The following is a 26,374-nucleotide window of genomic DNA, read 5'->3' on the forward strand; positions in this document are numbered from 1 at the left end:
GGATGCCATTATGAGCTACAATCGACAGTTCCAGCGCCGGAATGACCGCAATGAAATGAAAATGAAAATAAAAACGAGCGCGAAACGAAATGATACTCCCCTGACCCGCAAAGTCGTCGCAGCCGTTACGGCCCTCGGCTTTTTTGCCACGCCGTTTTCGGCGCCTGTGGCCCTGGCCGGCAAAATCACGGATTCGAGCGGGCATGATTATACGCCCAACAACAATGTATATGACATCTACGCCCAGAAATACAACAGCGATGGCAAGAACATCGCAGTGAACCAGTTCCAGAAATTCCAGCTCGATGCCAATAAGATTGCCAATATGTACTTCCGCACGGCAAAGGATGCAACAGAAGCAGCGAACCTGCTGAACTTCGTCGATACGCGCATCGACATCAACGGCACCTTGAACGCCATCCGCAACAAGCAGATTGGCGGCAATCTTTTCTTCCTGAGCCCCGAGGGCATGGTCGTGGGCAAGGGCGGCGTCATCAATACGGGCTCGCTCTATGTGATGGCTCCTTCCCTGACTCAGGATTATATGGATGCGGACCAGAGATCGTATAACATCTTAAAAGGAAATTTTGCAACAGGTGCTTACGGGAATACGGAACTTGAGGCCATCAAGAACGGGTCTGCCAATATCCGCATCAATCCCAGCGGCACCATCAGCGTGCTCGGCAAGATCAATGCCACAGATGAGGTGAAACTCTATGCCGGCAAGGTAGCTGTGGGCAAAAATCTGACTAAAGATACCATTGACGATACGGCTGCCGGCGGCATCGAAAAAGGAGCTGCCATCAATACGGGCATTACGGACTTCTCGCAGGTGGTGAAACTGACTGCGGAACAGCAGAAAGCGGCCGGACTGGATAAGCTTACGGCCACCCGGAACGGCAGCGGGGACGTGGTCCTCTCTGCCCGCTCCGACGCGGCCAACAGCCTGGACCAGGCATTTAATGACCTGGTGAATACTACCGGACTTTTGAAGAGCACGGACATCAACATCCCCAAGACCATTACGGCCAGCGTGGAAAACTATGGCACTGTGACGGCAAAAGGCGACGCCGCCCTGACCGCCAAAGCCACCAACGGCTATTTCAAGGAAGGGGACGAAACGTATTCCAGCAATGCCAGCGGCTTCGCCCAGACCGTGGCCAAAGTGGATGTACAGGGAAATGTGACGGCAGACGGCGCCGCAACGATGACGGCCACTGCCGACAATACCTATGTGGACAGCGGCAATTCCGTAACGGATCAGGCAGGCTCTTTCCTCAGTTATGCCACGCCAGTGGGTGCCAATGTGATGCTGCTCAAAAATGAAGCGAGCGTCACGGTAGGAAAAGATGCTGAAGTGACAGGCGCTTCTGTTAAGGCTGAGGCAGATGCCAATCTCGACGGTACAGCCGGCGTTGTGGCTTCCGGCAAGAAATACATCAAAAAAGTACCAAGTGCCATTCCTTCCACAGGGGTGAGCTATGCCCAGGTGGATAACAAGGCCACCGTCCAGATTGACGGCAAGGTGAAGGCCACGGGGAAAAATACCACAGACAGTGATAACAAAAAGCAAGAAGCCCTGCAGGTACAGGCCAAGGCCACTTCGTCCGTGACCAACAGTGCCAATGCGATTGTGAGCGCGGGTATGCTCGGAGCCGGTTCTTCCAGCGTTGTGGCCGCCGTGGCGGTGACGAACAGCGACAACAATGCCCAGATTAAAGTAAACGGCACGGCCGAAGCTGCAGAGGGCAGCGTGAAGATGGATGCCGCTGCTGAGCAGAGCCTCAATACATCGGCCGCAGCCCAGGCCCCGGATTCCACCGTAGGCGCGGCGGCCGTGGATGTCATGGTCCATGATGGCGATGCTTCCGTCAACGTGCAGGGCACGGTCAAGGGAAAAGAGGATGTGACCCTGACGGCCACGAACCATACGGCGGAAAATACCCACAGCGCCAACAACAACCTGGGACAGGGCAAATTCAAGGCCCAGCTCATGAAGGGCGTCATGAAGGCCGCCGACGTACAGGGCATCGTGGGCAAGGTCAAGGAAAATCCTCTGGTGAAGGACGCGTTGAGCAAGGCTTCCAAGAGTACGGACACGGCTGCGTCAAGCGGCTCCACAAGCTCCAAATCCCTGACGGATGCCCTTGGCAATACCCTGTCTGTCGGTGCGGCCATCACCGTGGCCGACGAAACGACCACGGCCAAGGTAAGTTTCGGCAAAAATTCTGTGACAGAAGCCACGAATGGCTCCCTCTCGGCAACGGCCAGCAATACGGTCTATGACACCTTACTGACCGCGAATGGCGTCACCAACAGTTTTAAGAATAAAGACAGCGATTCCGATACGGTGACCATCGCTGTGGGAACCGTGTTTGGCGGCATGAAGAATTCGGCCAGCGTCACGGTAGAAGACGGGACTAAAGACAAAAAGGCCCAGCTGAAGGCCGGCACAGACCTCTCCCTTACGACCACTTCCCGCATGGACTACAACCGGGTGACGGAGATTAAGAAGGGGCTCGATGAAAGCATCGCGGCCGTCAAATCGGCAGCTGCAGATATGAAGAACTGGGAAGAGATGGGCCAGCTTCCTGAACTCAAAGAACTCTATGATGAGCTGGTGACCTTGGAAGAGACCTTCGAGGGGATCAGCAAGACTTTCTATACGAACTATCTGAAGCATGCTCCGGACGGAACGAACCTCACAGCGGATGGGACAATCAACGAAGTGACGAACCTGGCGGCCACCAGCTGGAATCTGTACAACCAGTTTATGGAACTGCAGAACAAGGCTATGACTCTCTACCAGGATATCCAGGCCCAGGATCCGCTGCGCGCGGTCAAGGAAGAAGTACAGACGAAAATCACGAACCTGCTGACCAGCCCGATGGATGTGGTCAGTGCGTCCATGGAATATCTGAGCCCCAACAACTATGCCAATATCGCAGCCACGGCCTCGGCCAAGGGCGGCGAGGATACGGCAGCAGCCACGGCGGCTTCCGTCACCGTTTCGGATTTCAACTTCGACAGTCAGGTACAGGTGGGTAAAAATGCCCAGCTGACGGCCGGCGATACCCTGAACCTCAAAGCCGACGAAGCCATCAAAGATGTGACCATGACGGGCAAGAGCAAATTCTGGAAGAACGATGCGGCCACGGGCAAGTCGGACGGCGTGGGCCTTGGCGGCAGTTTCAATTATCAGGATTTTGACAACAACACGCTTGTCCAGGTGGGCAAAGGCGCGAGCCTGACCGCCGGAGATATGGCCCTTAAGAGCTCCTCCAACGTGTTCCATACGGGCGTCATGCTGTCTGCCGGCAAGGCGGACGGCTCGGCCATCAATGGCATGATGGCCCTGACAAGCAGCGACAGCTCGAACAAGGTGTTGGTGGATAAAGACGCCCTTTTGAAGGCCGTGAAGGATGATGCCAAGAATCACAAAGGCAGCATTGCCATCACGGGCTACAACAATACAAATGTAAATAATGCCATCCTGTCTTTGGCGGCTGGCAGCGGTGCGGCTGCAGCCGGCATGGCCGCGGCCGTGAACAACATTGATGTGACCAACCGGGCCGCCGTGGAAAATCTTTCCCCGGGCGATGATGACGACGACAAGGGCCAGATTGAAGCCGCTTCCCTCGATGTCAATGCGGAAACCACGGGCCTTTTAAACGCCGTCAGTGTGGCCGGCGGCGTGACCTCTGCAGGCACGGAGCCGGAAAAAGGCAAGACGGAAACGGGCGGCATGAGCAGCGTGGGCAACCTGTTCGGCAAGGTGACGAACCCTGTGGGGACCGTCACCTCGGCTGTGGGAACCGTCTCCAATAAGGTAAAAGACGCCATCACCTGGGTCAACACCGGCGGCAAGAGCCAGGGCGGCACAAAGACCCCTGTGCCCACGAAGTCGGACACGGCGCCTTCCTTCAGCCTGGCCGGGGCCGGAAGCCTTTCCCTGAATCTCGTGGACGATACCACGCAGGCCGTGGTGGATGGAGCCACGGTGAAACTGAATAACGACGGGGCCATGAACGTAGGTGCCCGTGATACGGCCTATGTAGGAGCCTACAGCGGCGGTGCGGCCATTTCCCTGCGCAAGGGCAAGAGCAATAAAGAGAGCACCAACGTGGCGTTCAGCGGCGCCGTGGGCATGAATTCTATCGACAACACCATTGAGGCCGCCGTAAAGAACAGCACCATTACGGGCGTGAAAAATCTTGACATCGAAGCCCTGAGCGGCGGCACGTCCGTGGCAGCCGGCACAGCCCTGGCCCTCACGAAGAGCAGTCAGCCCGGCAACAACTTTGCCGGCGGGGCTTCGGCTTCGGTGAATCTGATTGACAAGAATGTCAAGGCTTTGTCGGAAAACAACACGGTGACCGGCAAAGCGGCCACGGAAAAAGCAAAAGTCGATGTGACAGCCTACGAAAGCGACCTGCAGGTCACGGGCGGTGTCAATGCCGACGTGGCTATTGGCGGCGGTAACGCGGCTGGCGGCAGCCTGACCATAGCGAACATCAAGAACAATCTCGAAGCCGGCATTCACGGCGGTACGTATACCAACATCGGGGATGCCAAGGTACAGGGCCTGCTGGCTACCAAACAGATTTCGGCGGCCATTTCTGCCGGCGTAGCCGTGGGCGGCGGAGACAAGAATACGGACAACGCCTTCACGGGGGCCATGCTCTACAACGGACTGCACAATACGGTCAGTGCGAATATTTCGAATACTGCCAATATCACGGCGGATTCCATCGCCGTAAAGGCGCACGATACCACGAGCGGCTCGGATGAGGCCAAAGCGTACCAGGATAAGCTCGGGAATTACAAAGATAAAGAAACCATGCTCCAGAATGCGGGCATCGATACGGACGGTTCTTCCTATTATAAGACCTCCGACAGCAGCAATGGCCTGGATATGGCCGGAGAAACAGTGGATTTTGACGGCAATAAGGGCAGCCTGAGTGTGGGCGCCGCCTTTGTCGTGACCGGCTCCAAGGACAACGCGGCCGGCGCGGCCGTGAACGTGGCCAATCTCGACAATAATTTTACGGCCAAAATCGATGGTTCGGCCCTGACGGCAGATAGCATTACCGCTCAGGCTGAGGCAGACAGTTTGGCCGTGAACGTGACGGCCGGTGTGGCCGCCGGGGCCAAGGACTTCGGCGGGATGGGCAGCGTGACCTGGCAGGATCAGAATAATGCGATTCAGGCCCAGGTGACGGATTCTTCCCTGACCGCGGACAAGCTGAACGTGAATGCTTCCAACAATACTCAGGCTGTGAACGTGGCCGGCTCCGTGGCCTACGGCAAGACAGCAGGCATCGGCGCAGCCCTGGCCTATAATGGCCTGGACAATCACATCGGTGCCTACCTGGCCGGCGGCAGCGTAACGGCGAAAACGCCTGCTGCCGGTGTGAGTGTGGACGTCGAAGGTAAAAATACAGGAAAGATTTATGGTCTCGGGGCAGCCGTAGCCGCCAGCCAGAAGACAGCGGTAAATGGCACCGTCGTCGTGAACCACGGCGGCAGTGACACGGAAGCTGCTATTGGTGAAGTGCGCGCCGAAGGCGGGACGAATACGGCAAAAGCGACTGCGGTCTCTAGTGCCAAAGCCGTGACGGTAAAAGCCGAAAGCGACGATGTGCGGGTAGCGGCTGCCGGCAGTGTCAGCGGCAGCGGCAAAGTGGCCCTTGGCGGCGCCGTGGCCTACAACGATGTGGGCGGCGCGTCCACGAGTACGGCAAAAGCCAGCCAGAAGACCCGCGCAGCTATGACGAAGACTACGCTGACCAACGTGACCGGCGGAACTGCGTCCGTCGAGGCCGTCGATGGCTCGAAAATGACCACGGCAGCCTTTGGCGTCGGCGGTGCCGGCAAGGTGGCCGTCCAGGGCGCAGCAGCTACGGCTCTTGTAAACAAGGCCGTGACGGCCGAAGTGCAGGATTTCACGGTCGACAAAGACGCGGACAAAGGGGCCACTTTGTCGGTCAAGGCGGACAGCCAGAGCACGATCAGCAGCTTGGCCGTCGTCGGTGCCGGCGGCGGTGACTTTGCCGGCGGCGCCGGTGTCAGCGTGAACCGGATCAATCAGGATACGAAGGCCTCCATGAGCGGCAGCACAGTAAAAGACAAACATACCACCGTGCAGGCAGCCGGGAATTCGGCCATTACTTCCGTGGGTATCGGCGCGGCCGTGGCCGGTAAGGCAGCCCTGGCCGGCAACATTGCCGTAAACCAGATCGGTAATGATGTGAAAGCGGCCGTGACGGGCAGCACCCTGACGAGCAGCGGCAATATCGGCGTGCTGGCAGACGGCAAAGAAACCCTGACGAACTTTGCCGGAACCGTGAGCGGCGCGGCCGGAAATGCCGGACTCGGCATGGGCGTCAGCTACAATGCCATCACGGGCGATACGGAAAGCACCGTAGCGGGCAGCACGCTGGAGGCCAAAGGCCAGGAAAATGAGACAGTCGGCGACAAGCAGAAAGGCGTGGCCGTGACGGCTGCCGGTACGCATAACCTGCAGAGTGTGGCCCTGACGGCCGGCCTGGCAGGTTCCGACAATGTGGCCGTGGGCGCGGCCGGCACCGTGACGGTCAACAATATCGGCGGCACGACCCGGGCGGCGGTGACCGATACGGACATCAATAAAAATCTCGACAACAGCACGGCTGATGACGTGGCCGTGAAAGCCCAGGATGTGACGAAGAGTGAAAGCCATGTCGGCTCCCTTGCTGTGGGCATCGGCGCCGATGGCGGCGCCGGCGTCAGCGCGGCTTCGGATACCCTGATTTTGAGCCGTAAGACGGCCGCGGAACTCAGCGGCACGAAGCCGAAAAGAGCGACGACTGTCAACGGCCGGAACATTTCCGTAACCGCGGACCAGCAGTCTACGGTCGTCACCAACGCCGACGGCGTAGCCGGTGCCGGCGGTGTTTACGGGGCAGGTGCAGTCGCAGCAACGGCAGCGGCCACCAAACTGGACGGCTCCGTCTCGGCCACGATGAAAAATATCACCAGCAAGAACCATGGCCTGGAAATCTCGGCCAAGCACGACCATAAGACCACCCTCGTCAGTGCTTCGGCGGCGCTGTCGGCGGCTATGGTTTCCGGCGCCGTCGGTGCCGGCGTGGGTGTCGTGAACGATGACTTTACCACGAATGCAGAACTTATGGACAGCGATGTCAAGGCGGACAAGGCGGAAGGCCAGATAGGTTCTGGTTCCGTGAAAGTGGCAGCCGACAGCAGCACCTCTGTCACGACGGTCGTGGCTGGTGTGGCCGGTTCCATGGGTGCGGCCGCTGCGACGATTTCTGTCAACAATTTGAACAGCCAAACTTCGGCTGTGGTCAAAGACAGCCTCGTCAGTGCCGAGCAGGATTTCACCGTGGATGCCCATAACAAGGTGAATACGAAGTTCAACGCGGCCACGATCGGTGCGGGCGGCGCCGCCATTGCCACGGGCGTGGGCGTCAACACCATCGGCACGTCTACACTTGCCAAGGTGGAGGGCAGCACCGTAAATGCCAAGACGGCAGACATCAAGGCCCGGGAAGAACTGGATGTGGACCAGAATATCGTAGGCGCTACTGTAGGAGGCATGGGCCTCAATGCTAACGTGATGGTGACCTCCATCGGCACCAAACTGGCCGATACCTATGGCAGCAGCGCGGACAAGGGGGCTTCCTTTGATACCGCCGCTGTGCTGCAAAAGGCCAATACGGCCCTGGATTCCCAGCAGACGGCTACTACCGATGACACCACGGCCAGCAGCAAGGTGGTCAAGGACACCCTCCACAATACGGATACGGGTGTCGAGAGCAAAGATGCTTCTGGCGTAAGTGCATCTTCGGGCAAGAGCGATGCCAAAGGCACGCAGGCAGCGGTGACGGATTCTGCCATCACCACTGAGGATACGCTTGCTCTCAGTGCCAATCGTCAGACCGATGCGAAAATCACGGCGGCTGCGGCCAGCGTCTCGGGCTCTTTCGGACTCAGTGCCACCGTGGCCGTTTTGGACGCGAAGAAAGATGCCGGCGTCAGCATCAGCGGCAGTACGCTGCAGGCAGAAAATGTTCTTTCTGCAGAGGCTAATCAGAGCGGCAAGACAAGCATCGATGCTTATCAGGCCAATATCGCCGGCGTGGCGGCTGTCAGCGCCGCTTATGCCCAGAGCAGTTCCAGCGGCGCGACAAAAGTCGAAACCGTGGATTCTACGCTGACTTCCGACAGCAAAGATATCACCATGAAGGCAGCAGACGCCTCTCAGACGGCTTCGTCGGTCTACGGCGCGACGGCAGGCCTCGTGACGGCCGGAGCCCTTGTCTCCAAAGCCGATAACACGAGTGATACGAATCTTGCCATCAAGGGAAGTACGCTGAATATGGCTCAGGGAACGGCTGACCTGCAGGCCGATAAGGCCAATGTCGTGACGGCCAAAACGTACGGCGGTTCCTTCGGCCTTGTCGGTGCCAACGGCGTCGTCGCCCTGGCAAGCGATGAGGGTTCAAGCAAGATTCTCGTCAGCCAGAGCGGCAGCGGGAAAAACAGCACCTTTGCAGGTCAGACTGTAAATTTGCAGGCCACGACCCGTCCGGCCGTCACGGCGGAAACGGGCAGTCTCTCCGTCGCCCTTCTCGGCAGCGCCAGTGCGTCTGCGGCAACGGCCTCGGCAAAAGGCGGGGCCAGTGTCCAGGCAGATGACGGCACGACCTTTGATGTGGACAAGGCCGAAATCGCGGCCAGCGCCGAAAGTCAGAATGGAGAAAACAACAGCGAAGCCAAGGTCAAGGGCTTTGCAGCAGCCGGCCGCGGCACGGCCGTCGTCAATGCGGCAAAAGCCAATATGGACATCGATACGGATGTGACGCTGGGCAAAGTTTCCTTCAAAAAAGATAAGGGCACGGCTCTTAGCGTGACTTCGGCCAATACGACGCAGACCGCAGCCGATGCCCGCGGCATCACCGTCGGCGGCCTTTTTGCCAGCGGCACGAATCTGGCCTATACGGGAAGTGGTACGGAAAAAGACGCCAATACCTCGACGATTACTTTGACTGGAGACAAGACGCAGCTGAGGTCCCTGTCCGTCAATGCCAGCGGCACGACGCACAATGTGACCACGGCCGACGGCAGCGGCGGCGGTATGGTCAGCGGCGACCTGGCCGGTGCTGTGGACAACAAGACATATACCAATAGTAAAGTCACCCTCAAAGGCAGCTGGGATGTGGCCGGCGACGTGGACATCCAGTCGGCTCAGACGGATCATATGGACCTCAATGCTGACGCCACGAAGGCAGCCGTCGTCGGAGCCAGTGCCACCAAGGCGGACAACACGGCCAATGGTGCTGCTGATGTCGTATTGACGGGCAGTCAGGTCACCAGCGGCGGCACGCTCACGGCCAAGGCGGACAGCAAGGCTGACTTCGGCCAGAATAAGGCGTATGCCGTTGAAGGCAGCGGCTACGGCGGTGTCGCGGTGCAGGGCGCCAAGCTCAATAACACGGTGAGCCGCACGTCTACCGTAGATGTCAGCAATGCTTCTCTTACGAGCAGCGGCAGCCAGACCCTGGCAGCAGAGGCAGGCGGCAAAATCAATGCGGCCGGCTATATCAAAGCAGCCGGCGCCGGCGCGGCTACCTGGGTGGATGTGGACAACAACCTGACCAGCCGGAATACCATCACGACCGATGGGAAGACCTCCCTGCGCACGGATGCGGCGGACAGTGATATCACCCTCGCGGCTGCGGACGACTGGGATGTGACGGCCAAAGGTGTGGCTGATACCCAGGGCGGTGCCGTCGGTGGTGCTTCGTCGGATGTCAAGAACACCCTGCAGCGGACGAACAAAGTTGATGTCCAGGGCAAAGTCTACAGTCTGGGTGATGTCAATCTCTACGCAGGCAAAGACGCGAACGGCGCCATGGACAACCTGGACCTTAATGTCGAATCGGAAGCCTACAACAAGACGGCACTCTCTGTCGCTGTCCCGAAATTCAAGGATACCCTGACTCAGGCCAACCAGGTCATTGTCGGCAAGGACGCGGAAATCGCCGGTGTCCGTCACGTCAATGCCTATGCCGATGAAGCCGGCAAATACCTGCGCGAACAGTCCGTGAAGTACACCTGGTATCACAGCGATGCCAATGAAAACTTCACGAGCACGTCCGTGGGCAAGAAGTCCGACAGCATCAACGACAAGACGGATAACTATGTACAGATTGACGGCAAGGTGACGGCCGGCGCCCAGAACAAACAGAAAATCGTCATCGGCGGCTCGGGCCAGACGGTCATCCTCGACAAGGATGAACTGGCTGCTGTCAAAGCCGTCAAGGGACAGGAAAATGCCGTCCAGAGACCGACGATTGACGCTTCGAGCGGCATCGACACGTCGAAGATCCGTTATGCGCGCATCGATTATGCCAATGCCCTGATGACACGCTACTATGAACTGGCTAAATTGATCAGCCAGTACAGTGACAGCAAGGACCTGACGGCTCTGAAAGGCTACCAGGATGAGCAGACGCGCATCTATAATGAACTCAACGACCTCGGCCTTCTTTCCGAGGTAACCGGCCCGGACAACAAGACCTATCTGGTGCCTGTCCAGGGCCTTACGGTGGATACTATCGTCCTGCCGGATATCGTCGCTTCGGGCGGCAATATCACGGTGGAAGCAGGCAGCCTGAAGGGCGCCGGTACGCTGAAAGCCCAGGGCAGTCCGGAAGTCACCGTGGAGAACCATACGAATCTTTATATGAAAGTGGGAGATGTCAAGGCCGTCAATCCGGGCGGTGAAATCCATTACAACGGCCAGTCGCTGGCCAAGGACGCTGCTGCTGTTATTAAGAGTGGCAATCAGGACAAGGCTGCGGCCGTCAACCTGATGGTCAGCACCGATGCTGCCACCAGTGCCGGCGGCACGGTCACCATAAAGAGCGACTACGGCACGGCCGCCATCAAGGCGAAAATCGATGAAGTCGATGCCGATAATAATCCGACAGGCAAAAAAGTCGATGCCGAGCTCGTCCCGAAGGCCGATATCGAAATCAACGGCAATGTTGAAGCGGAAAACGGCGTCGTCACGGTAGAAGATAAGAACTACAATATTCTCCTGCAGGGCGAAGGCAGCCGCACGGCGGAAGTCAACGGCAAGGAAATCCACCTGACGGCCGGCAAGAGCATCAGCCAGGGCTTTACCCAGGGCATCGTCAACATCGGCGGCAACCCGGAAGAGTTGTACAAAGACAAGTATTTCAACAGCGAAGTCAATGAATTCAACAATGCTTATGGTTATGAAAATACATCCCGGGTCCATCGGGAAGACCGGACGCACGATGATGTACTCAACGGCAGCGGTTCGCGCATTGCCGGCGACAACATCTACATTAACGCGTCGGACATCAACGTCAACGGCCTGATTCAGAGCGGCTACGGCAAATACGAAGTCACCATTGACAGCGGCGTAACGCCGAAAGTCCAGCGTCTGCAGCACACCTGGAGACTTCTGGGCGGGCGGGATCTGTCGGACAATGTCGTTACGACCGGCACCTATTATCTTGTGCAGAAGGGCGGCAAGGTCCTGCAGACAGACGGTACCTATAAGTACCAGCCCGATGTCTACTACAATCCGTCGACGCAAAAACTCGTCATCCCCGATATTGATGCCCACGGCGGCAAGATTTATCTGAATGGCCGCATCTCCAGCACGGGCAATGGTAAAATCGTGGCCCTCGACGGTGCCTATGACATCAGTGTGACCAACAACACGAATACGGCTCTGCAGGTGGGCAAGCTCATCAGCAACAAGAGCGACGGCCTGATCAGCATAGCCGACTCCGCCAAGAACCAGGTCACGGAATACACCCGCGGCAGCACGGTGGTCAAGGACCTGACAAAATGGGATAAGACCACCGGTGACTGGAAGGTCCTCAGCAAGAGCGGGGCATCTTCTGTATACAATCCGCAGCAGAATCTGCGCTACAACTGGACCAGCGGCCAGAAGGTCACGACGAAGAAACATTATAAACATGATCATAAAGCCGGCCTCTGGGGAGCTGTCACGACGCTGAATGAAACAGAACTGGCTAAGTATGAACAGGAAATCACGCCGCAGGATATGGGGCATAATACCTTTACCAATGACAACGGCGTCTATATCGACACGAGCAGTCTCACAAATAAGGACAAACAGTATGTCTTTGTCTACGACAATGTGGTCCTGAACAATGACCGGACGCAGCCGGTCGTCACCAAGCGCTGGAAGACGGGCTTTTTGGGCTGGTTCCATTGGGAACGCACCGAATGGGATACCAATACGGGCACGGCCCAGCAGTATGTGGGCAGCGTCAAAGCGGACCACGGCATTAATATCGGCTTCCTCGGCAATCAGAATGGCAATTCGGCCATCAATGTGACGAGCAAGTCCGGTGTCACGCTGGCCGGCAAGATTCAGTCCAGCCAGAGCGGTACAGGTTCGACCATCGCCATCACTTCGCAGGAAGGTGCCATCAACCAGAATGGCGGCCTGCTCAAGGGTGACAATGTAAAGCTCAGTGCCAAAAACGGCCTGACGAATATTGCCGTCGAATCCCTTGGTGATACGGTACAGCTCGACGCGGTCAACACGGGCAGCGGCAATATGAACATCACCGTTGACGGTGCCTATGGCAAGGCGGGCCATGTCAATCTCGTTCAGGCGAAGAACGCAAATGGCGACGTCAGCCTGACTGTTTTGGGCAATCTGACCCAGAGCGGCACGGCTGCGGCAGTCGAGGGCAATCGCATTGACCTCGTGAGCCGGCAGGGAAGCATCGGCACGGATGCGGCAGCTTTGAAGGTGAAAACACCGGATATCGCTGATGACGCGCTGAACCCGCTTTCGAGCAGCGTCAACGTCACGGCCAAGAGCAATATCCATGTGGCAGAGGACAGCGACCTGCGCGTCGGCACCATCAAATCGACGGAAGGCGATGTGAAACTGACTGCGACGGGCAGCATCATCGATGCCCTGCCCAGCGGCGATACCATCGACCGCGGCAATACGGCAGCCCTCGTCCAGGGCTGGAAAGACCTAGGCCTGATCGAAGGCGATGGCCAGTACAAACAGAAACAGGCAGCAGACGTGGCTGAATACAAGGCCGGCGTCCAGTCTGAAATGGAACAGTATCTGAAGCTGAAGACTGCTTATGAAAATAATGAAAAAGCAGCCAAAAACGATGCCAACTATCAGGCTTTGAAAGAACGTTACGGCGATTATACGAGTGCTGACGACTACCTGGCAGGCAGCGAGACAGCCAAAAATCATCTGGCTGAGCTGCAGAAGGCCGGTGCGGGCTGGAGCGAAAATGAACTGCTCTATGCTATCAGCGACGCCATCGTCAATAAGCAGCAGGGCAGCACGGACACGGAGCTCAAGCAGGCCAACATCTCCGGCCGCAACATCACGCTCCAGGCTAAAAACGTCGGCTCGGACAAAGCGGCCGAAGATGTTCTGGTCAAGGATATTACCACGGATGCACGTCTCGATGACCTCAAGAAAGTCGTCAATGCCAATGTTTCGGATGTGGGCTATACCGCAAATGACAAGGGCGAGAAGGTGTTCCGCATCTACGGCAAGGTGCCGGTCGGCATCGAAGCCAAAGGTGAACTGAATGTCCAGTCCGACGGCAATATCTACGTGGCCGGCCGCACGTCCGGCGAGAACAAGGATACGGTCCTGAAGCTGGGCAAGGTAACGACCAACACGGGCGATATCCGCGTCCTTGGCAAAGCCGGCGTGACCAACTCCCTGACGGATGGCAGTGTCAACCTGAAGGGCAAGGACCTCATCCTCGAAGGCGGCAGTGCCGACATCGGTACGGTGGACAAGAAAATCGCCGTCGACCTGACGGGCAGCCTGTCTGCTCTGACGGATGGCAGCATGTATATGAGCAGCGTGGGCACCAATAATCTGCAGCTCACCGGCCTCTATGCCGGCAAAGATATGGTGCTCGATTCCAAGAAGGACATCATCATGAGTCCGAGTGCTTCTGAGCAGGCCTACCTCAATGCAGGCAGACTGCTTGACCTGAAGGCAGAGGGCGGCATTGGTGCAAAAGACAGCGCCATCCGCATCCTCGGCAATGGTGCCGCCGTCAACGCAGAGGCGAAAAATGGCGACATCTATCTGGCCGGCAAAAACAAGGCCGGAGAGACCGAAGGACTCCTGCTGCTCGGCAGCCTGAAGACTGTTCCTGGTCATACGGTTTCGGTAACTTCTGAGACCAGTCTGAGTCTCGGCCAGGATGACGAGGCATCGCCAATCGACAGCCAGGTGACGGCAGACACGGTGAACCTGTCCAGCGACAGGGACATCGACTTGGTCAAAGGCAGCTTGAAGGCGGCAAAGGCCATGGGCCTCAAGGCCGGCGGCCATATCAGCCAGACGGCGGCCCACAACATCGCAGCGCCGACAGCCAGTCTCGATGCCCAGAGTGGCATCGACCTCAACAGCGGTGCCGAACTGGATAATAATAAAGTCTTCAACGATTTCCAGACGGTCAGCGTGAAGAATGGTTCTGACCAGAGCGATGTTACGCTGGGCAATGGCGGCAGCAAAGATTTGACGGTTTCCTTCCTTAATAATACGCAGGCGAAAAACGTTGCCGTCCGCAATTACAAAAATGGTGCCGGTAATAACATGACCGTCAATGGGCCGTTGACAGCCACAGAAGGCATCAGCCTCGTCAACGACGAAGGCGACCTGAAGACCACAGGTGTACTGACAGTCGGCAGCGGCAGACTCCATGAAGATGCAGTCGGAGCTGTAGAAAACGAAGACATCTTGACCGGTGAGAAGATCGTTATGAACTCCACCGCAGGCATACTCAACAAAAAGAGTTTGATTTCTGACAATCAGGTGGAATTGACGGCGGTCAATGACATCGTCAATCAGGGCATCGTACAGGCCGGCACATATGTAAACATGACTTCCAACACGGGCTCCATCACCAATGCAGGCAGTGTCGAAGCCAAGAATGGCGGCGTCACGATGAATGCCAAGACGGACTTGCACAATGAGGATACCGTGAAAGCAGCGCAGGATGTCAGCCTGCAGTCCGGCACATCCATGACAAATGGCGGCGCTGTGACAGCTAATCAGGATATCACTATGAATGCGGGTACGACCCTGACCAACAGCGATCTTGCTGCAACAACAGGCAAAGTCGACCTGACATCGGCCGAAGCAATGCAGAATAAAGGCAGTGTCACGGCCGGTACGACGGTAGGCATGACCTCGACGAATGACAGCATCACGAATGAAGGTGCTGTCGAAGCTAAGGGCACCGACGTCACGATGAATGCTCATACGGATCTGCACAATGCGGATACCGTAAAAGCAGCGCAGGATGTCAGCCTGACTTCCGGCCAGGCCATGGCGAATGACAAGGCAGTTACGGCTGTCCGCGACATCACCATGAATGCCGGCACGACGCTGAATAACGGCGGCGACCTGACATCCACGAATGGTGCCATCAGCCTGACGGCTCAGAAGGGACTCCAGCAGAGCGGCAATGCCATGGCCGGTAGCAGCATCACGATGGAAAATCAGCAAGACGGCGACCTTGTCGTTACTGGCGATGTCCAAAGTGGCACTGCAACGATCATTAAGAATAACAATGGTGCCATCACGGTTGGTACGCAGGATAAGAAAGGCAGTGTCACAGCCGGCACAACGGCGTCCCTTAAGACGGCGAATGGCCCGGTTACGGTTTACGGTGATGTAGAAGGGAAGAAAGGAGCGATAGTCAAGACAGGACAGACTGGAAATATTGATATCGAAGGCAGCCTTAAAGCCAGCGAAAGCGGCGATGCTGAGGCACTTGCCAAAGATGGCAGTATCAAAGTCAACGGCCAGGTCGAGGCGGCGAATGGCAATGCCAAAATCCAGACGGAAAAGGGCACGGTCAGCGTAGCCGGCGCGATGACGGCCAGCGATGATGTGATGGCGCAGTCGCATGATGGCGATGTTACAGTCGACGGTACGATGACGGCAGGTCACGACCTCATAGCCAAGAGCAGCAAGGGTGATGTCCTTGTCAAAGGTCAGATGGATGCCGGAAATGACGCGACGGCGCAGTCCGACAACGGCAATGTTACGGTCGAAGGCCAGATGAAAGCGAACAACAATCTTCTGGCACAATCGACGAACGGTGATGCGACCATCAAGGGCGGCCTGATCAGCGGCAAAGCGACAAAAGCTTCGGCCGCAAATGGCAGCGTCCATATTGACGGCGATGTCCAGAGCGGCACTTCTGCGGAAATCACAGCTCAGGATGGCAATGTCGGTATTACGGGCCAGGTCACGGGCAATACGTCGGTACTGGCACAGGCCGCAAACGGCGATGTCACCATTGGCGGCAGCGTTACGGGCGGCACATCCGTCACGGCGCAGGCTACGGAAGGCAATGTCTCCATCGATGGCTCGGTTGAGTCGAAGACGGGCGACACGGTCCTTTCGGCGACGGACAGCAGGAAGCTTGATGAAAAAGGCAATGTCAGCGTCAAGGGCAGTCTGAAAGCGGCAGCTGATGCTTTGCTAAAGGCGGAAAATGGCGACATTAAAGTCGGCGGTCAGGCGACGGCAGGGAAAAATCTCCGCGCCGCAGTCTCTGGGTCCGGCAATATCGTCTTTGCTGGCACGGCTGAGGCAGCTGACAATCTGACTGCCGAGACGCAGCAGGGCGATATCACCTTCCAGGGCAGTGTACAGAGCGGTCAGGATTTGACTGCCAAGACAGCAGAAAAAGGCAATATCACCTTCCAGGGCAATGCGCAGAGCGGTCAGGACCTGATTGCCGGGACGGCCGAAGAAGGCAGCATTACCTTTGACGGTGCGGTAAGTGCCGGCCGTGACCTCGTGGCCGATGCGGAAAAGACTGGCTCCATCACGCTGCGTCGCGATGCTGCAGCAGACCGCAATGTTGACTTCCATACGAATGACGGCAATATCCTCTTTGCAGGCAGCGATGCAGGCAAGACAGAAGATATCCATCTGACGGCAGAGCAGGGCGATGTGAACATCCAGGTAACGGGTACAGGCGCCATCAAAGACGAACACACTGCCAGCAATGGCGACCGCGGTTTTGTCAACGCGACAAATGGCAACGTCAAAATCAAGCATGAAGGCACGGGCGATGTTGATCTCTACGGCCTCTATGCGAAAAAGGACGCTGCTGTCGAGCTCAAGAACGGCAGTCTCTACCTCGATAACATCGATGGCAATCTCGTGGCCATGTTTGTCCGCAATCCGTCTAAGACAATGGATGTCAGGCACGTCACGGCCGGTACAGAAATTGCCGTTTCGGGCTCGGACCTCGGTGTCGACGATATCATGCAGAGGGAAGGTTCTGACGGCGTGCTGACCATTACGCCAAACGGCGCGCGCGATGATATGCCGATTGAGAACCTTCGCATTGGTGATATCAAGAGCACGGGCGGCATCCGCTTCAACCATCTCTGGCTCAGAAATGGCAGTGTCAAAGTCAGCAAAGGCAAATTCCTGATCGACAAGCTGTATGTCCTGGATAAGGCCACGTTCAGCAATGGCGTCATGACGACGAATGTCTTCGGCACGGCACCTGTTTACGATAAAGCCGTCACGAGTGCGTATTGGGTCAATACGCGTCTCAATCGGCCGCAGGATGCCCTGCAGAACTGGCTGAGTTCCGCGCCTGACGCGGGCCGCTGGATGTTCCTGCGGTTCTACGGACAGGGAGATACGCAGCTTAGCAATGGCAATCTGCTTGACCTTGCCGACCACTATCATGTCTACCGTGAACGCTACACGGAAACCGATTGGATGCGTATGCTGCTGGATTCGGACCGTTATGCATTCTACCGCACGTATTATCATCCGGCGCTCTCGTATCACGACCGCTACGACCTTGTTGACCCGTCGGCATACATTTTTGCAGGGACAAAGAATATGACGCCGGCTGTCACGGTTGAGAGTGAAGCCTGAAAATAAGAGCAGGATGTTATAGGAGAAAAGGAGTATTTTATGAACAAAAAAGCAGAAGCATTCAAAGCCTATGTGGAAGAAAAGCATCCGCATGCATTCCAGCTTGAGGAAATCCCGGACGATGCCTATGAGACGGCCGTTTTTCGCTCCTTTGCAGAAATTAGCGGCAGCCGCCTGCCGGTAGCTGTCATCCTCGATACGAGCATCTATGCGATGATTCGCATTCTCATAGTACCGCATGCTGTACATGAAGGAAAGCGTGAGGAACTGTTAGAACAGCTCAACGCGTACAACAAGAAGTACAAGACGTGCAAGTATTATCTTGACGATGAAGAAAATATCGTACTCGATACCTGCATTCTCTGCGGTGAAGACACGGTGGACGGCGATCTCGTCTACACGATGTTCAGTGTTTTGCTGAAAGAGCTTGAGGAAGATTATCCGGAGCTTATGAAGCTTGTCTGGGCGTGAGTGACAAATCGATAGAATCGACCCTATATAATAGTAAGAAATGAAAAAAGCCAGCTTTCGGAATCTGTTCATGCAGAATCCAGAAGCTGGCTTTTTGTTGAATTGCTCAATTGCTGAGCGATTCTTCGGCTTCTTTTTCATTTTTTTCCTGAGCCTTTTTCTCTTCAATCTCATCCCAGAGTTTGTCGGCCTCAGGCTGCCATGCTTTGGCGTAGGCCTGACATTTTGCGCAGAGGTGCAGGGCCGATTCCGGCGACTGGAGGTCTGTCGATTTGGCACCGCTCTTTGCGACCATAGCAGCGAGGAACTGCGGGTTTTCGAGCATCGGGCAGGGGCGCAGATGGTTCGTGTTGAACGGCTGTTTCTCCTGATATTCGCGGAAAAGCGGCTGCTGCAGGCATTCGAGCAGGCTCTTGTCCTTGATGTTGGCACTCGAGTAGTGGATGAAGACACACGGTTCGACATCGCCATTCGGGTTGATGTGGCAGTATTCGCGGGCACCGGCTACGCAGCCATCGATGAACTGGCCGTCGTTCTGGAAGTCCATGGCAAAGATCGGTTTGCCGCCCTTGACGCTGCGGATTTCGCGGACGCGGTGCACCATGTAGGCGCGCTGTTCCGGCGTCGGCAGCAGGTCGAGCGAGGCGTCATTGCCAACGGGCATGTAGTGGAAGTACCAGGTGAACCAGGCACCTTTGTCGATGAGCATGTCAAGGAATTTATCCGACGTGACGGTGGCGATGTTCTTGCTCGTATAGCAGATGGACGTGCCGAAGACGATGCCGTGTTCGCGCAAGAGGTCCATGGCGTGCATGACTTTGTCGAAGTCGCCCTTGCCGCGGCGGCTGTCGTTGACTTCGCGGAAGCCCTCGATACTGATGGAGAAACTCAGGTTGCCGACTTCCGTGACCTCTTTGCAGAAATCTTCATCAATCAAGGTGCCGTTCGTGAAGGCGTGGAACTCGCAGTCCGGATGCTCGCGGCAGAGGCGGATGATATCATGCTTGCGTACGAGCGGTTCGCCGCCCGTCATCAGGTAGAAGTGGCAGCCGAGCTCTTTGCCTTCCGTGACAATTTTATTCATCGTATCGTACGAAAGGTTCAGCGTATGGCCGTATTCTGCAGCCCAGCAGCCGACACAATGCATATTGCAGGCACTCGTCGGGTCGAACAGGATGGCCCACGGAATATTGCAGTGGTATTTTTCCTTGGCAGCGTTGCGGGCGCGCAGACCGTAGAAGCCCGACTCAAAGCCGAGGTCCATGACGGCCGTTTTGACAATGTTCGGATTGAGCGTATCCAAAGCCTGGTTGACAAAATGCATCCACTTGCCGTCCTCTGCAATCAGGCGGCGTGCGTCTTCAAACGATTCTTTCTCAAAAAGGTCACCAAACAAATGCTCAAGCAGATAAGAAAGACGCGTCAACGTTTTTTTGCGGTCCTCTGGATCATGTTCCGTCATGATGTGGTCGACAAGGGCCTCAACCTCTTTCCTCGCGAGGCTGTGAACGATGTGATTTGTTACCTTAGTCATCACCAGTCAACTCCTTACACGCAAAACAGATAAAATCAAAGCTTTGCGAAAGAAGCGAAGGGGAAGCAGCGCTGTTTCTTGTTCGTTTTTTTCGTATAACTATATTATACTCCGATTAGTCAAAAAGTCGATGGTAAAAAGTCAAAAAATTAAAATTTTGGAGCCCTGCACAAATCTTTTGTACAAAACTCCAAAACAGAAAGATTATCAATTTTATTGTCTTTATCTTTATAATCAAGCGAGCGTCCGTGTCAATCCCTGTCCATTAGTGACGGTTGGCATGCAGATAGTCGATGTAGGCATTGCCCCAGTCGCGGATGCTGGCGAGGACGGGGGCGAATCGCTGCCCAATTTCTGTCAGGCTGTACTCGACGCGCGGCGGGACTTCGGGATAGACCGTACGGCTCACGATGCCCTCGCGTTCGAGGTATTTGAGCTGGGATGACAGCGTGGCGTGCGTGATCTGCAGCTCGCGTTCGAGTTCATTGAAGCGGCGCGTGCCCTGACTGAGTTCATGCAGTACGAGGATGGCCCATTTGCCCTGCAGGATTTTCTGCGAGGTTACAAAGGGGCAGACGCCAAAGAGCTCTTTTGTCTGTGTTGCCTGTTTTGTCATGATGGTTCCCCCATTATTCTCTCAATGTGCCAGTATCTTGGACTTTTGGCTGTTTGCTTGTTCCTGATATTACAGCAATACGCAAGTATTTCATACTTAGTCGCGAAAAATATCGTTCTTGTCATTATTGTAACGTATCCTTATAATATAGACAAGAGAGTAAGTACAAAAAATATACTTTTATGAAAAATAAAGGGGAGATACGCGATGAAGAGAATGCCAGCGATTTTTGTCGGCCACGGCAGTCCGATGATTGCCTTAGACCATAATGAACTGACGGAGACATATGGAAAACTAGGTCAGGCCGTTCTGGAAAAATTTGGCCGCCCGAAGGCTATTCTGATGATTTCGGCGCATTGGTACACGCGCGGCACGCTTGTGCAGAGTGCGGCAAAGCCGCGTCAGGTCTACGATATGTACGGTTTTCCAGAGGAACTCTATCAGCTGAAGTATGAGCCTTCGGGCTCGGCAGAGCTTACGAAAGAAGTGCAGAACATTCTCGGCGATGCTGTCGAAGTCGATGACAGCTGGGGCATTGACCACGGCACATGGAGCGTGCTCGTCCATATTTTCCCGCAGGCCGACATTCCCGTCGTGCAGCTCTCCGTCAACGGCCTTTTGAGCGACGAAGAGTCGTATGCCCTCGGCGAAAAGCTCGCCGTGCTGCGCGGCAAAGGCTATCTCGTCATGGGCAGCGGCAATGTCGTGCACAATCTGCGCGAAGTCGAGTGGGAAAATCCCCAGGGCTCGGCTGCTGCGGACCGCTTTGACGCGTATATCAAAGAGGCCGTCGAAAAACGCGATGATGAGAAAGTCATTTTCTATCATCAGCATCCAGACGCTTCGTACGCCGCGCCGACGCCCGACCATTATCTGCCGCTCCTCTATATCCTGGGGGCGAGCAGGGGCGAAAAGCCGTACGTATTCAACAACGTGCGCAATCTCGGCTCGATGGCCCTGACAGGCTATGCCTTTGGGCTTTGATATTTTGATACTATGATTTGCTGAAGACCCTCGTACGGTGATGTATCGTGCGGGAGTCTTTTTTTGCAGGGATTTGACAATGATACGATATCGTATTATACTAAAACCCATGAACGATACGTTAGCGTATTATTTCGGATCCTGTAGAGAAAATAAAAATGAGGTGCATATTGTATGAAGGGAAAAAAGAAATGGATGTCGCGCATGTTTTCGCTGGCTCTGCTCGGCTGCCTGGTGACGGGCGGGCAGGGGTTCGCGGCACCGGCTCCTGCCGCGAAAGTCAATGTCGACTCGTCCACGGCGAATCTGCCCAATAAAGTACAGAGCGAACGTCTGAAAGTCGACGTCAAGACGCCGCTGATTAACGAGATTTCGAATGTCGTCTACGAGCAGGTGCCGATGCGCGGCTATCCGAATGTCGCGATGAAGATGGATATTCTGCAGCCAAAAAGCAAGGAAAAACTGCCGGCCATCGTTTTTGTGACGGGCGGCGGCTTCATCAATGCCAATAAGGATAACGGTCTGCAGCTGCGCATGCATCTTGCCGAGTCCGGCTATGTCGTTTCGTCCATCGAATACCGCGTGGCGCCGACGGCGCGTTTCCCGGAGCCCCTCGAAGATGTCAAGGCGTCCATCCGCTACCTCAAGGCCAATGCGGATAAGTTCGGCATTGACCCCGACCGCGTCGGCATTGTCGGCGGCAGCGCGGGCGGCTACCTCACGGCCATGGCCGGCACGACGAGCGGCACGAAGACATTTGACAAGGGGGAGAACCTGGGTGTCGACAGCTCGGTTAAGGCTGCGGTCGACCTCTACGGCCTTTCGGACCTCACGCGCATTGGCGACGACTACGATGAAAATGTCAGGAAGGCGCATGCGTCGGCCGGGGCGACGGAAGCCCTCTGGGTCAACGGTTCGCCTGTATTCGGCGGCAAGGACGGCGGCATTCTAGAAAGCCGCGAAGCTGCGGAAAAGGCCAATCCGATTCACTACATCACGAAGAACAGCGCGCCGATGCTTTTGATGCACGGCACGGCCGATACGGTCGTCTCGCCGAGTCAGACGGACCTTTTGTTCCAGGCTCTGCAGAAAGAGGGCATTCCGTCGAAGCGCTATCTCGTCGAAGGGGCGGCCCATGGCGGCATTTACTGGAATCAGCAAGAAGTCCTCGACATCATCACGGACTTTTTTGACGGCTATCTGAAGAAATAAGGCAGGCACGCATGATTTTAGATAAAATGCTTGGCTACGCCATCTGCCGCGTGGCCCGCAAAATCCACTACCGCATCGACGAAATGTTTACGGCCTACGGCATCACGGTGGAGCAGTGGAGCGCACTCAAGACCATCGAGGAGCACGAGCAGGAGAATTTCTGTCAGAAGGACCTTGCCAAAAAGCTCGAGAAAAATCAAAATACCATCAAGACACTGGTGGCGCATCTGAGCAAAAAGGATTTTATCGAACGCTGCCCGGACCCCGATGACAGGCGCAATATGCTGCTGTTTACGACGAAAAAGGGACGGCAGCTCATCGAGGAGCTCTCGGCCCTCGACCAAAAGGCCAATCTTGAACTGCTGGAGGGACTGAGTGCCCGCGAGCGCGAAGATTTGAAACGGATTCTGGCTAAGCTCGAAAAAAATCTGTAAGCAAAAACAGCTTCGTCAAATGACGGAGCTGCTTTTTTCAAACGTTATTTTTAGGATTTTGGAATTGTCGGGTATTCAGCGAATCAGGCCCTGCACGCCGGGGGCGAGGGAGATTTTATTGATGAGCGCAAGCTCTTCTTCGCTAAATGAGGTGTTTTCGATGGCCTTGATGTTGTCGAGAATCTGCGCAGGCTTCGAGGCACCGATGAGGACGGTCGTGATGTCATCGTCCTTGAGGTCCCAGGCCAAAGCCATTTCGGCAAGCGTCTGACCGCGCTTTTCGGCAATTTCATTTAGCGCGCGGATGGCCGTGAGCTTTTCGGGCGTCAGGGATTTTTCCTTGAGGAAACGGCCGTCGCGGTGAATGCGGCTGTCCTCGGGGATGCCGTGCAGATAACGATTTGTCAGGAGGCCCTGACAGAGCGGGCTGAACGCGACAATGCCGAGGCCGAGGGCAGCCGACGTCTTTTTGAGGCCGTTTGCCTCAATCGTGCGGTCGAAAATCGAATAGCGGTTCTGATTGACGATAAAAGGCACTTTGAGCTCCCGCAGAATGGCCGTGGCCTTTTCGAGTGTCGGCCCGTCGTAATTGGAGAGACCGACATAAAGCGCCTTGCCGCTCCTGACAATCTGGCCGAGTGCGCCCATCGTCTCTTCAAGCGGTGTATGCGGGTCCATGCGGTGATGGTAGAAAATATCGACATAGTCGAGATGCATGCGCCTGAGGCTCTGGTCGAGGCTCGCAATTAAATATTTGCGGCTGCCCCAGTTGCCGTACGGCCCCGGCCACATATCGTAGCCCGCCTTTGTCGCGATGACGAGTTCGTCGCGGTAGGGGCGAAAGAGGTCGTCATAGAGCCTGCCAAAATTTTCTTCGGCACTGCCGTAAGCCGGCCCGTAATTATTCGCGAGGTCAAAATACGTAATGCCGTGGTCAAAGGCCGTCGTACAGAGAGCGCGCATATTGTCATAGGCTGCCGTATCGCCAAAATTATGCCAGAAACCCAGAGCGAGTCTGGGCAGGCAAAGCCCGCTCTGCCCGCAGTGCGGGTACTCCATCCTGTCGTAGCGCGAAGATGCTGCGGTATAAGTCTTTCGAACATCCATATATAGATGCCTCCCTTTTGTAGTCACTATCTGATTGATTCGTGGGAACAGCCGGATATTCCTGCTGTATCGCTTGATAAATATGTTCAAAGGCCTATAATAGATATTTATGTAGAGACATTGAGAAAATAAAAATAGAGAAATAAAAAACACGCTATATTGCTATATATTTAAGAAGGAAGATTGCATGCAGAGAGAAAAATTGTGGACGCCGGAATTTTTGGGCATGGGAGGGAGCAACCTGTTTCTCTTCATGTCCCAGTACATCATGGTCGCGGCCCTGCCGATTTTCATCATGGATACCCTGGGCGGCGGGGATATGGAGGCCGGCATGGCCATGACGGCCTTCCAGATTGGCGCGGTCTCCTGCCGGCCGTTCGCGGGCAAGCTCATCGACGCCGTCAACAAGCAGCGCCTGATGTTTTTTGCGACCATTGCCTTTTTCCTCGTGATGCTCGCTTTCAACTGGCTGCACTCTCTGCAGTCCATCTACGCGCTGCGCCTGCTGCACGGCTGCATTTTTGCCATCGCGACGACGGCCGCTGCGGCCATGGCCGCGCTCATACTGCCGGCTTCGCGCAAGGGCGAGGGCATCGGCTATTTTGCCATGTCAACGAATCTTGCAATGGTTGTAGGCCCCTTAGTCGGTCTTCTGCTCATCGGCAATTTTGGCGGCACGGCTCTTTTCCTCTTTGTGACGGGCCTTGCCGTGCTGACTTTTTTTGCGGCCAACGCCAAAAAACTGCCGCCTGACGTCATAAGTCCCGTGCCGCGCCACAAAAAGGGCTTTCATCTGACGGATTTCATCGAACCGCGCTCTCTGGCACCGGCCTTTTTAGGCGGCCTCGTCTTTTTCGCCTACGGCGGCGTGCTGACCTTTATCCCGCTTTACGCCAAAAGCCTTGGCCTGCAGGCGGAGACGAGTATTTTCTTCATGGTGTTTGCCTTTGTCATCATCCTGACGCGCCCGATTATCGGCCGTCTCTTCGACGAGAAGGGGCCGGACTGGACGGTCTATCCGGGCTTTGTCTTTTTCGCTTTGGGCATGATTTTCTTCAGTCAGGTTGAGACGCTTGTGGGGCTCTTAGGCTCTGCTGCCGTGCTCGGCATCGGCTTTGGCGCGCTTTCCCCGGCTTTCCAGACGCTTGCCGTGCAGCGCGCGCCGTCTTCGCGTGCCGGCGTCGCGACGGCCACGTATTTCTGGTTCCTTGACATCAGCGTGGGCCTTGCGGCAGCGTTTCTTGCCATCGTGGCCGCGCATTTTGGCTACGCCTTCATGTACGGCGCGGTCAGCACGGCCGTCATCGTCATCACGGCCGTCTGCTACTTCTTCTGGAGCCGCAGTCTGCCGAAAAAGGCAAATAGGGCGCAAAAAACGCAGAAAACGGAAAAGATGTGACTTTTTTCGCGATGCCATTTACAAGCCGTATCTTTTATGTTATCATGAAATAGTTAATTTAAGGTTGTTTTATGAAGAGTGGGTGCAAGCCCACTCTTTAATCTTATGTGCGAAAGGGAATGGGACAGTTGTCCCAGAGACTAAACTTGGGGGTGGATGTATGGCTAAACAGCAGGTCGAAGATGCCGTAGAGGCAATTGTACAGGAGCTGCTTAAGGGACAGGACACGATTGAGTTCGTCGATGTCGAGTACGTCAAGGAGCATGACTGGTATCTGCGCGTCTATATCGATAAGGAAGGCGGCATTGACATCGAGGATTGTCAGGCACTGAGCGAAAAGCTTGAGGAAGAGCTTGACAAGCGCGACGTCGTGCCGGATTCGTATATTTTGGAGGTTTCGTCACCGGGCATTGACCGCATTCTGCGCAAGCCGCGCGACTTTGCGCGCGAGCAGGGCAAGAAAGTCGACGTGACGCTCTACGCGCCGCGCGACGGCAAAAAGCTCATCGTGGGCGAGCTCACGGGCTTTGACGGCGAGGCCATCGAACTTGACGGCGCGGACAAGATTCCTTTGAAGGACGCCGCGCAGATCCGCCTGCACATCGATTTCTAACAT

At 55.9% G+C, this 26,374-nt stretch carries 10 protein-coding genes; 7 read left to right on the forward strand and 3 right to left on the reverse strand.

The window, feature by feature from the left end:
* The first annotated feature begins 10 nt into the window (after window positions 1-10).
* Both ACI4OH_RS06215 and ACI4OH_RS06220 read left to right on the forward strand, forming a co-directional pair.
* The gene (locus ACI4OH_RS06215; protein WP_439784406.1) at window positions 11-18,001 is read left to right on the forward strand and encodes a leukotoxin LktA family filamentous adhesin; all 17,991 of its coding nucleotides are present in this window, start codon (window positions 11-13) and stop codon (window positions 17,999-18,001) included.
* A gap of 39 nt (window positions 18,002-18,040) precedes the next feature.
* Window positions 18,041-18,472, forward strand: coding sequence for a YbjN domain-containing protein (locus tag ACI4OH_RS06220; RefSeq protein ID WP_435721025.1), 432 nt, complete (start codon window positions 18,041-18,043; stop codon window positions 18,470-18,472).
* Window positions 18,473-18,578: 106 nt separating this feature from the next.
* Here ACI4OH_RS06220 and ACI4OH_RS06225 read toward each other — a convergent pair whose 3' ends face one another.
* Both ACI4OH_RS06225 and ACI4OH_RS06230 read right to left on the reverse strand, forming a co-directional pair.
* A complete protein-coding gene (locus ACI4OH_RS06225; RefSeq protein WP_439784407.1) occupies window positions 18,579-20,006 on the reverse strand; it encodes a radical SAM protein in 1,428 nt (475 codons plus the stop codon).
* 265 nt (window positions 20,007-20,271) lie between these two features.
* Window positions 20,272-20,622, reverse strand: a complete 351-nt coding sequence (locus ACI4OH_RS06230) for a winged helix-turn-helix transcriptional regulator (protein WP_432647076.1) — start codon at window positions 20,620-20,622, stop codon at window positions 20,272-20,274.
* A 207-nt stretch (window positions 20,623-20,829) separates the two neighbouring features.
* On the opposite strand from ACI4OH_RS06230, the gene ygiD reads away from it, so the two are divergent.
* The 3 genes from ygiD to ACI4OH_RS06245 all read left to right on the forward strand — a co-directional run bounded on the left by ygiD (window position 20,830) and on the right by ACI4OH_RS06245 (window position 23,252).
* Window positions 20,830-21,606 (forward strand): 4,5-DOPA-extradiol-dioxygenase, encoded by a 777-nt coding sequence (gene ygiD, locus ACI4OH_RS06235; RefSeq protein WP_435721027.1) that lies wholly within the window; start codon window positions 20,830-20,832, stop codon window positions 21,604-21,606.
* A 174-nt stretch (window positions 21,607-21,780) separates the two neighbouring features.
* Window positions 21,781-22,818, forward strand: coding sequence for an alpha/beta hydrolase fold domain-containing protein (locus ACI4OH_RS06240; protein WP_435721028.1), 1,038 nt, complete (start codon window positions 21,781-21,783; stop codon window positions 22,816-22,818).
* 11 nt (window positions 22,819-22,829) lie between these two features.
* Window positions 22,830-23,252, forward strand: a complete 423-nt coding sequence (locus tag ACI4OH_RS06245) for a MarR family winged helix-turn-helix transcriptional regulator (protein ID WP_435721029.1) — start codon at window positions 22,830-22,832, stop codon at window positions 23,250-23,252.
* Between the two features lie 75 nt (window positions 23,253-23,327).
* Here ACI4OH_RS06245 and ACI4OH_RS06250 read toward each other — a convergent pair whose 3' ends face one another.
* The gene (locus ACI4OH_RS06250) at window positions 23,328-24,359 is read right to left on the reverse strand and encodes an aldo/keto reductase (RefSeq protein ID WP_439784408.1); all 1,032 of its coding nucleotides are present in this window, start codon (window positions 24,357-24,359) and stop codon (window positions 23,328-23,330) included.
* A 187-nt stretch (window positions 24,360-24,546) separates the two neighbouring features.
* Here ACI4OH_RS06250 and ACI4OH_RS06255 point away from each other — a divergent pair, with 187 nt between their 5' ends.
* Both ACI4OH_RS06255 and rimP read left to right on the forward strand, forming a co-directional pair.
* Window positions 24,547-25,758, forward strand: coding sequence for an MFS transporter (locus ACI4OH_RS06255; RefSeq protein ID WP_432647081.1), 1,212 nt, complete (start codon window positions 24,547-24,549; stop codon window positions 25,756-25,758).
* A 160-nt stretch (window positions 25,759-25,918) separates the two neighbouring features.
* Window positions 25,919-26,371 carry a ribosome maturation factor RimP gene (gene rimP, locus ACI4OH_RS06260; RefSeq protein ID WP_432647082.1) on the forward strand — a complete coding sequence of 151 codons (453 nt, stop codon included), beginning with the start codon at window positions 25,919-25,921 and terminating at the stop codon, window positions 26,369-26,371.
* The last annotated feature ends 3 nt before the right edge of the window (window positions 26,372-26,374 follow it).

The sequence above is a fragment of the Mitsuokella apri genome (assembly GCF_051886055.1).
Taxonomy (GTDB): Bacteria; Bacillota; Negativicutes; order Selenomonadales; family Selenomonadaceae; genus Mitsuokella.

What these genes read in the sequence shown, in the direction of transcription:
- ACI4OH_RS06215 (WP_439784406.1), top strand. Translation starts at nt 11, where the DNA reads ATGAGCTACAATCGACAGTTCCAGCGCCGGAATGACCGCAATGAAATG.
- ACI4OH_RS06220 (WP_435721025.1), top strand. Translation starts at nt 18,041, where the DNA reads ATGAACAAAAAAGCAGAAGCATTCAAAGCCTATGTGGAAGAAAAGCAT.
- ACI4OH_RS06225 (WP_439784407.1), bottom strand. Translation starts at nt 20,006, where the DNA reads ATGACTAAGGTAACAAATCACATCGTTCACAGCCTCGCGAGGAAAGAG.
- ACI4OH_RS06230 (WP_432647076.1), bottom strand. Translation starts at nt 20,622, where the DNA reads ATGACAAAACAGGCAACACAGACAAAAGAGCTCTTTGGCGTCTGCCCC.
- ygiD (WP_435721027.1), top strand. Translation starts at nt 20,830, where the DNA reads ATGAAGAGAATGCCAGCGATTTTTGTCGGCCACGGCAGTCCGATGATT.
- ACI4OH_RS06240 (WP_435721028.1), top strand. Translation starts at nt 21,781, where the DNA reads ATGAAGGGAAAAAAGAAATGGATGTCGCGCATGTTTTCGCTGGCTCTG.
- ACI4OH_RS06245 (WP_435721029.1), top strand. Translation starts at nt 22,830, where the DNA reads ATGATTTTAGATAAAATGCTTGGCTACGCCATCTGCCGCGTGGCCCGC.
- ACI4OH_RS06250 (WP_439784408.1), bottom strand. Translation starts at nt 24,359, where the DNA reads ATGGATGTTCGAAAGACTTATACCGCAGCATCTTCGCGCTACGACAGG.
- ACI4OH_RS06255 (WP_432647081.1), top strand. Translation starts at nt 24,547, where the DNA reads ATGCAGAGAGAAAAATTGTGGACGCCGGAATTTTTGGGCATGGGAGGG.
- rimP (WP_432647082.1), top strand. Translation starts at nt 25,919, where the DNA reads ATGGCTAAACAGCAGGTCGAAGATGCCGTAGAGGCAATTGTACAGGAG.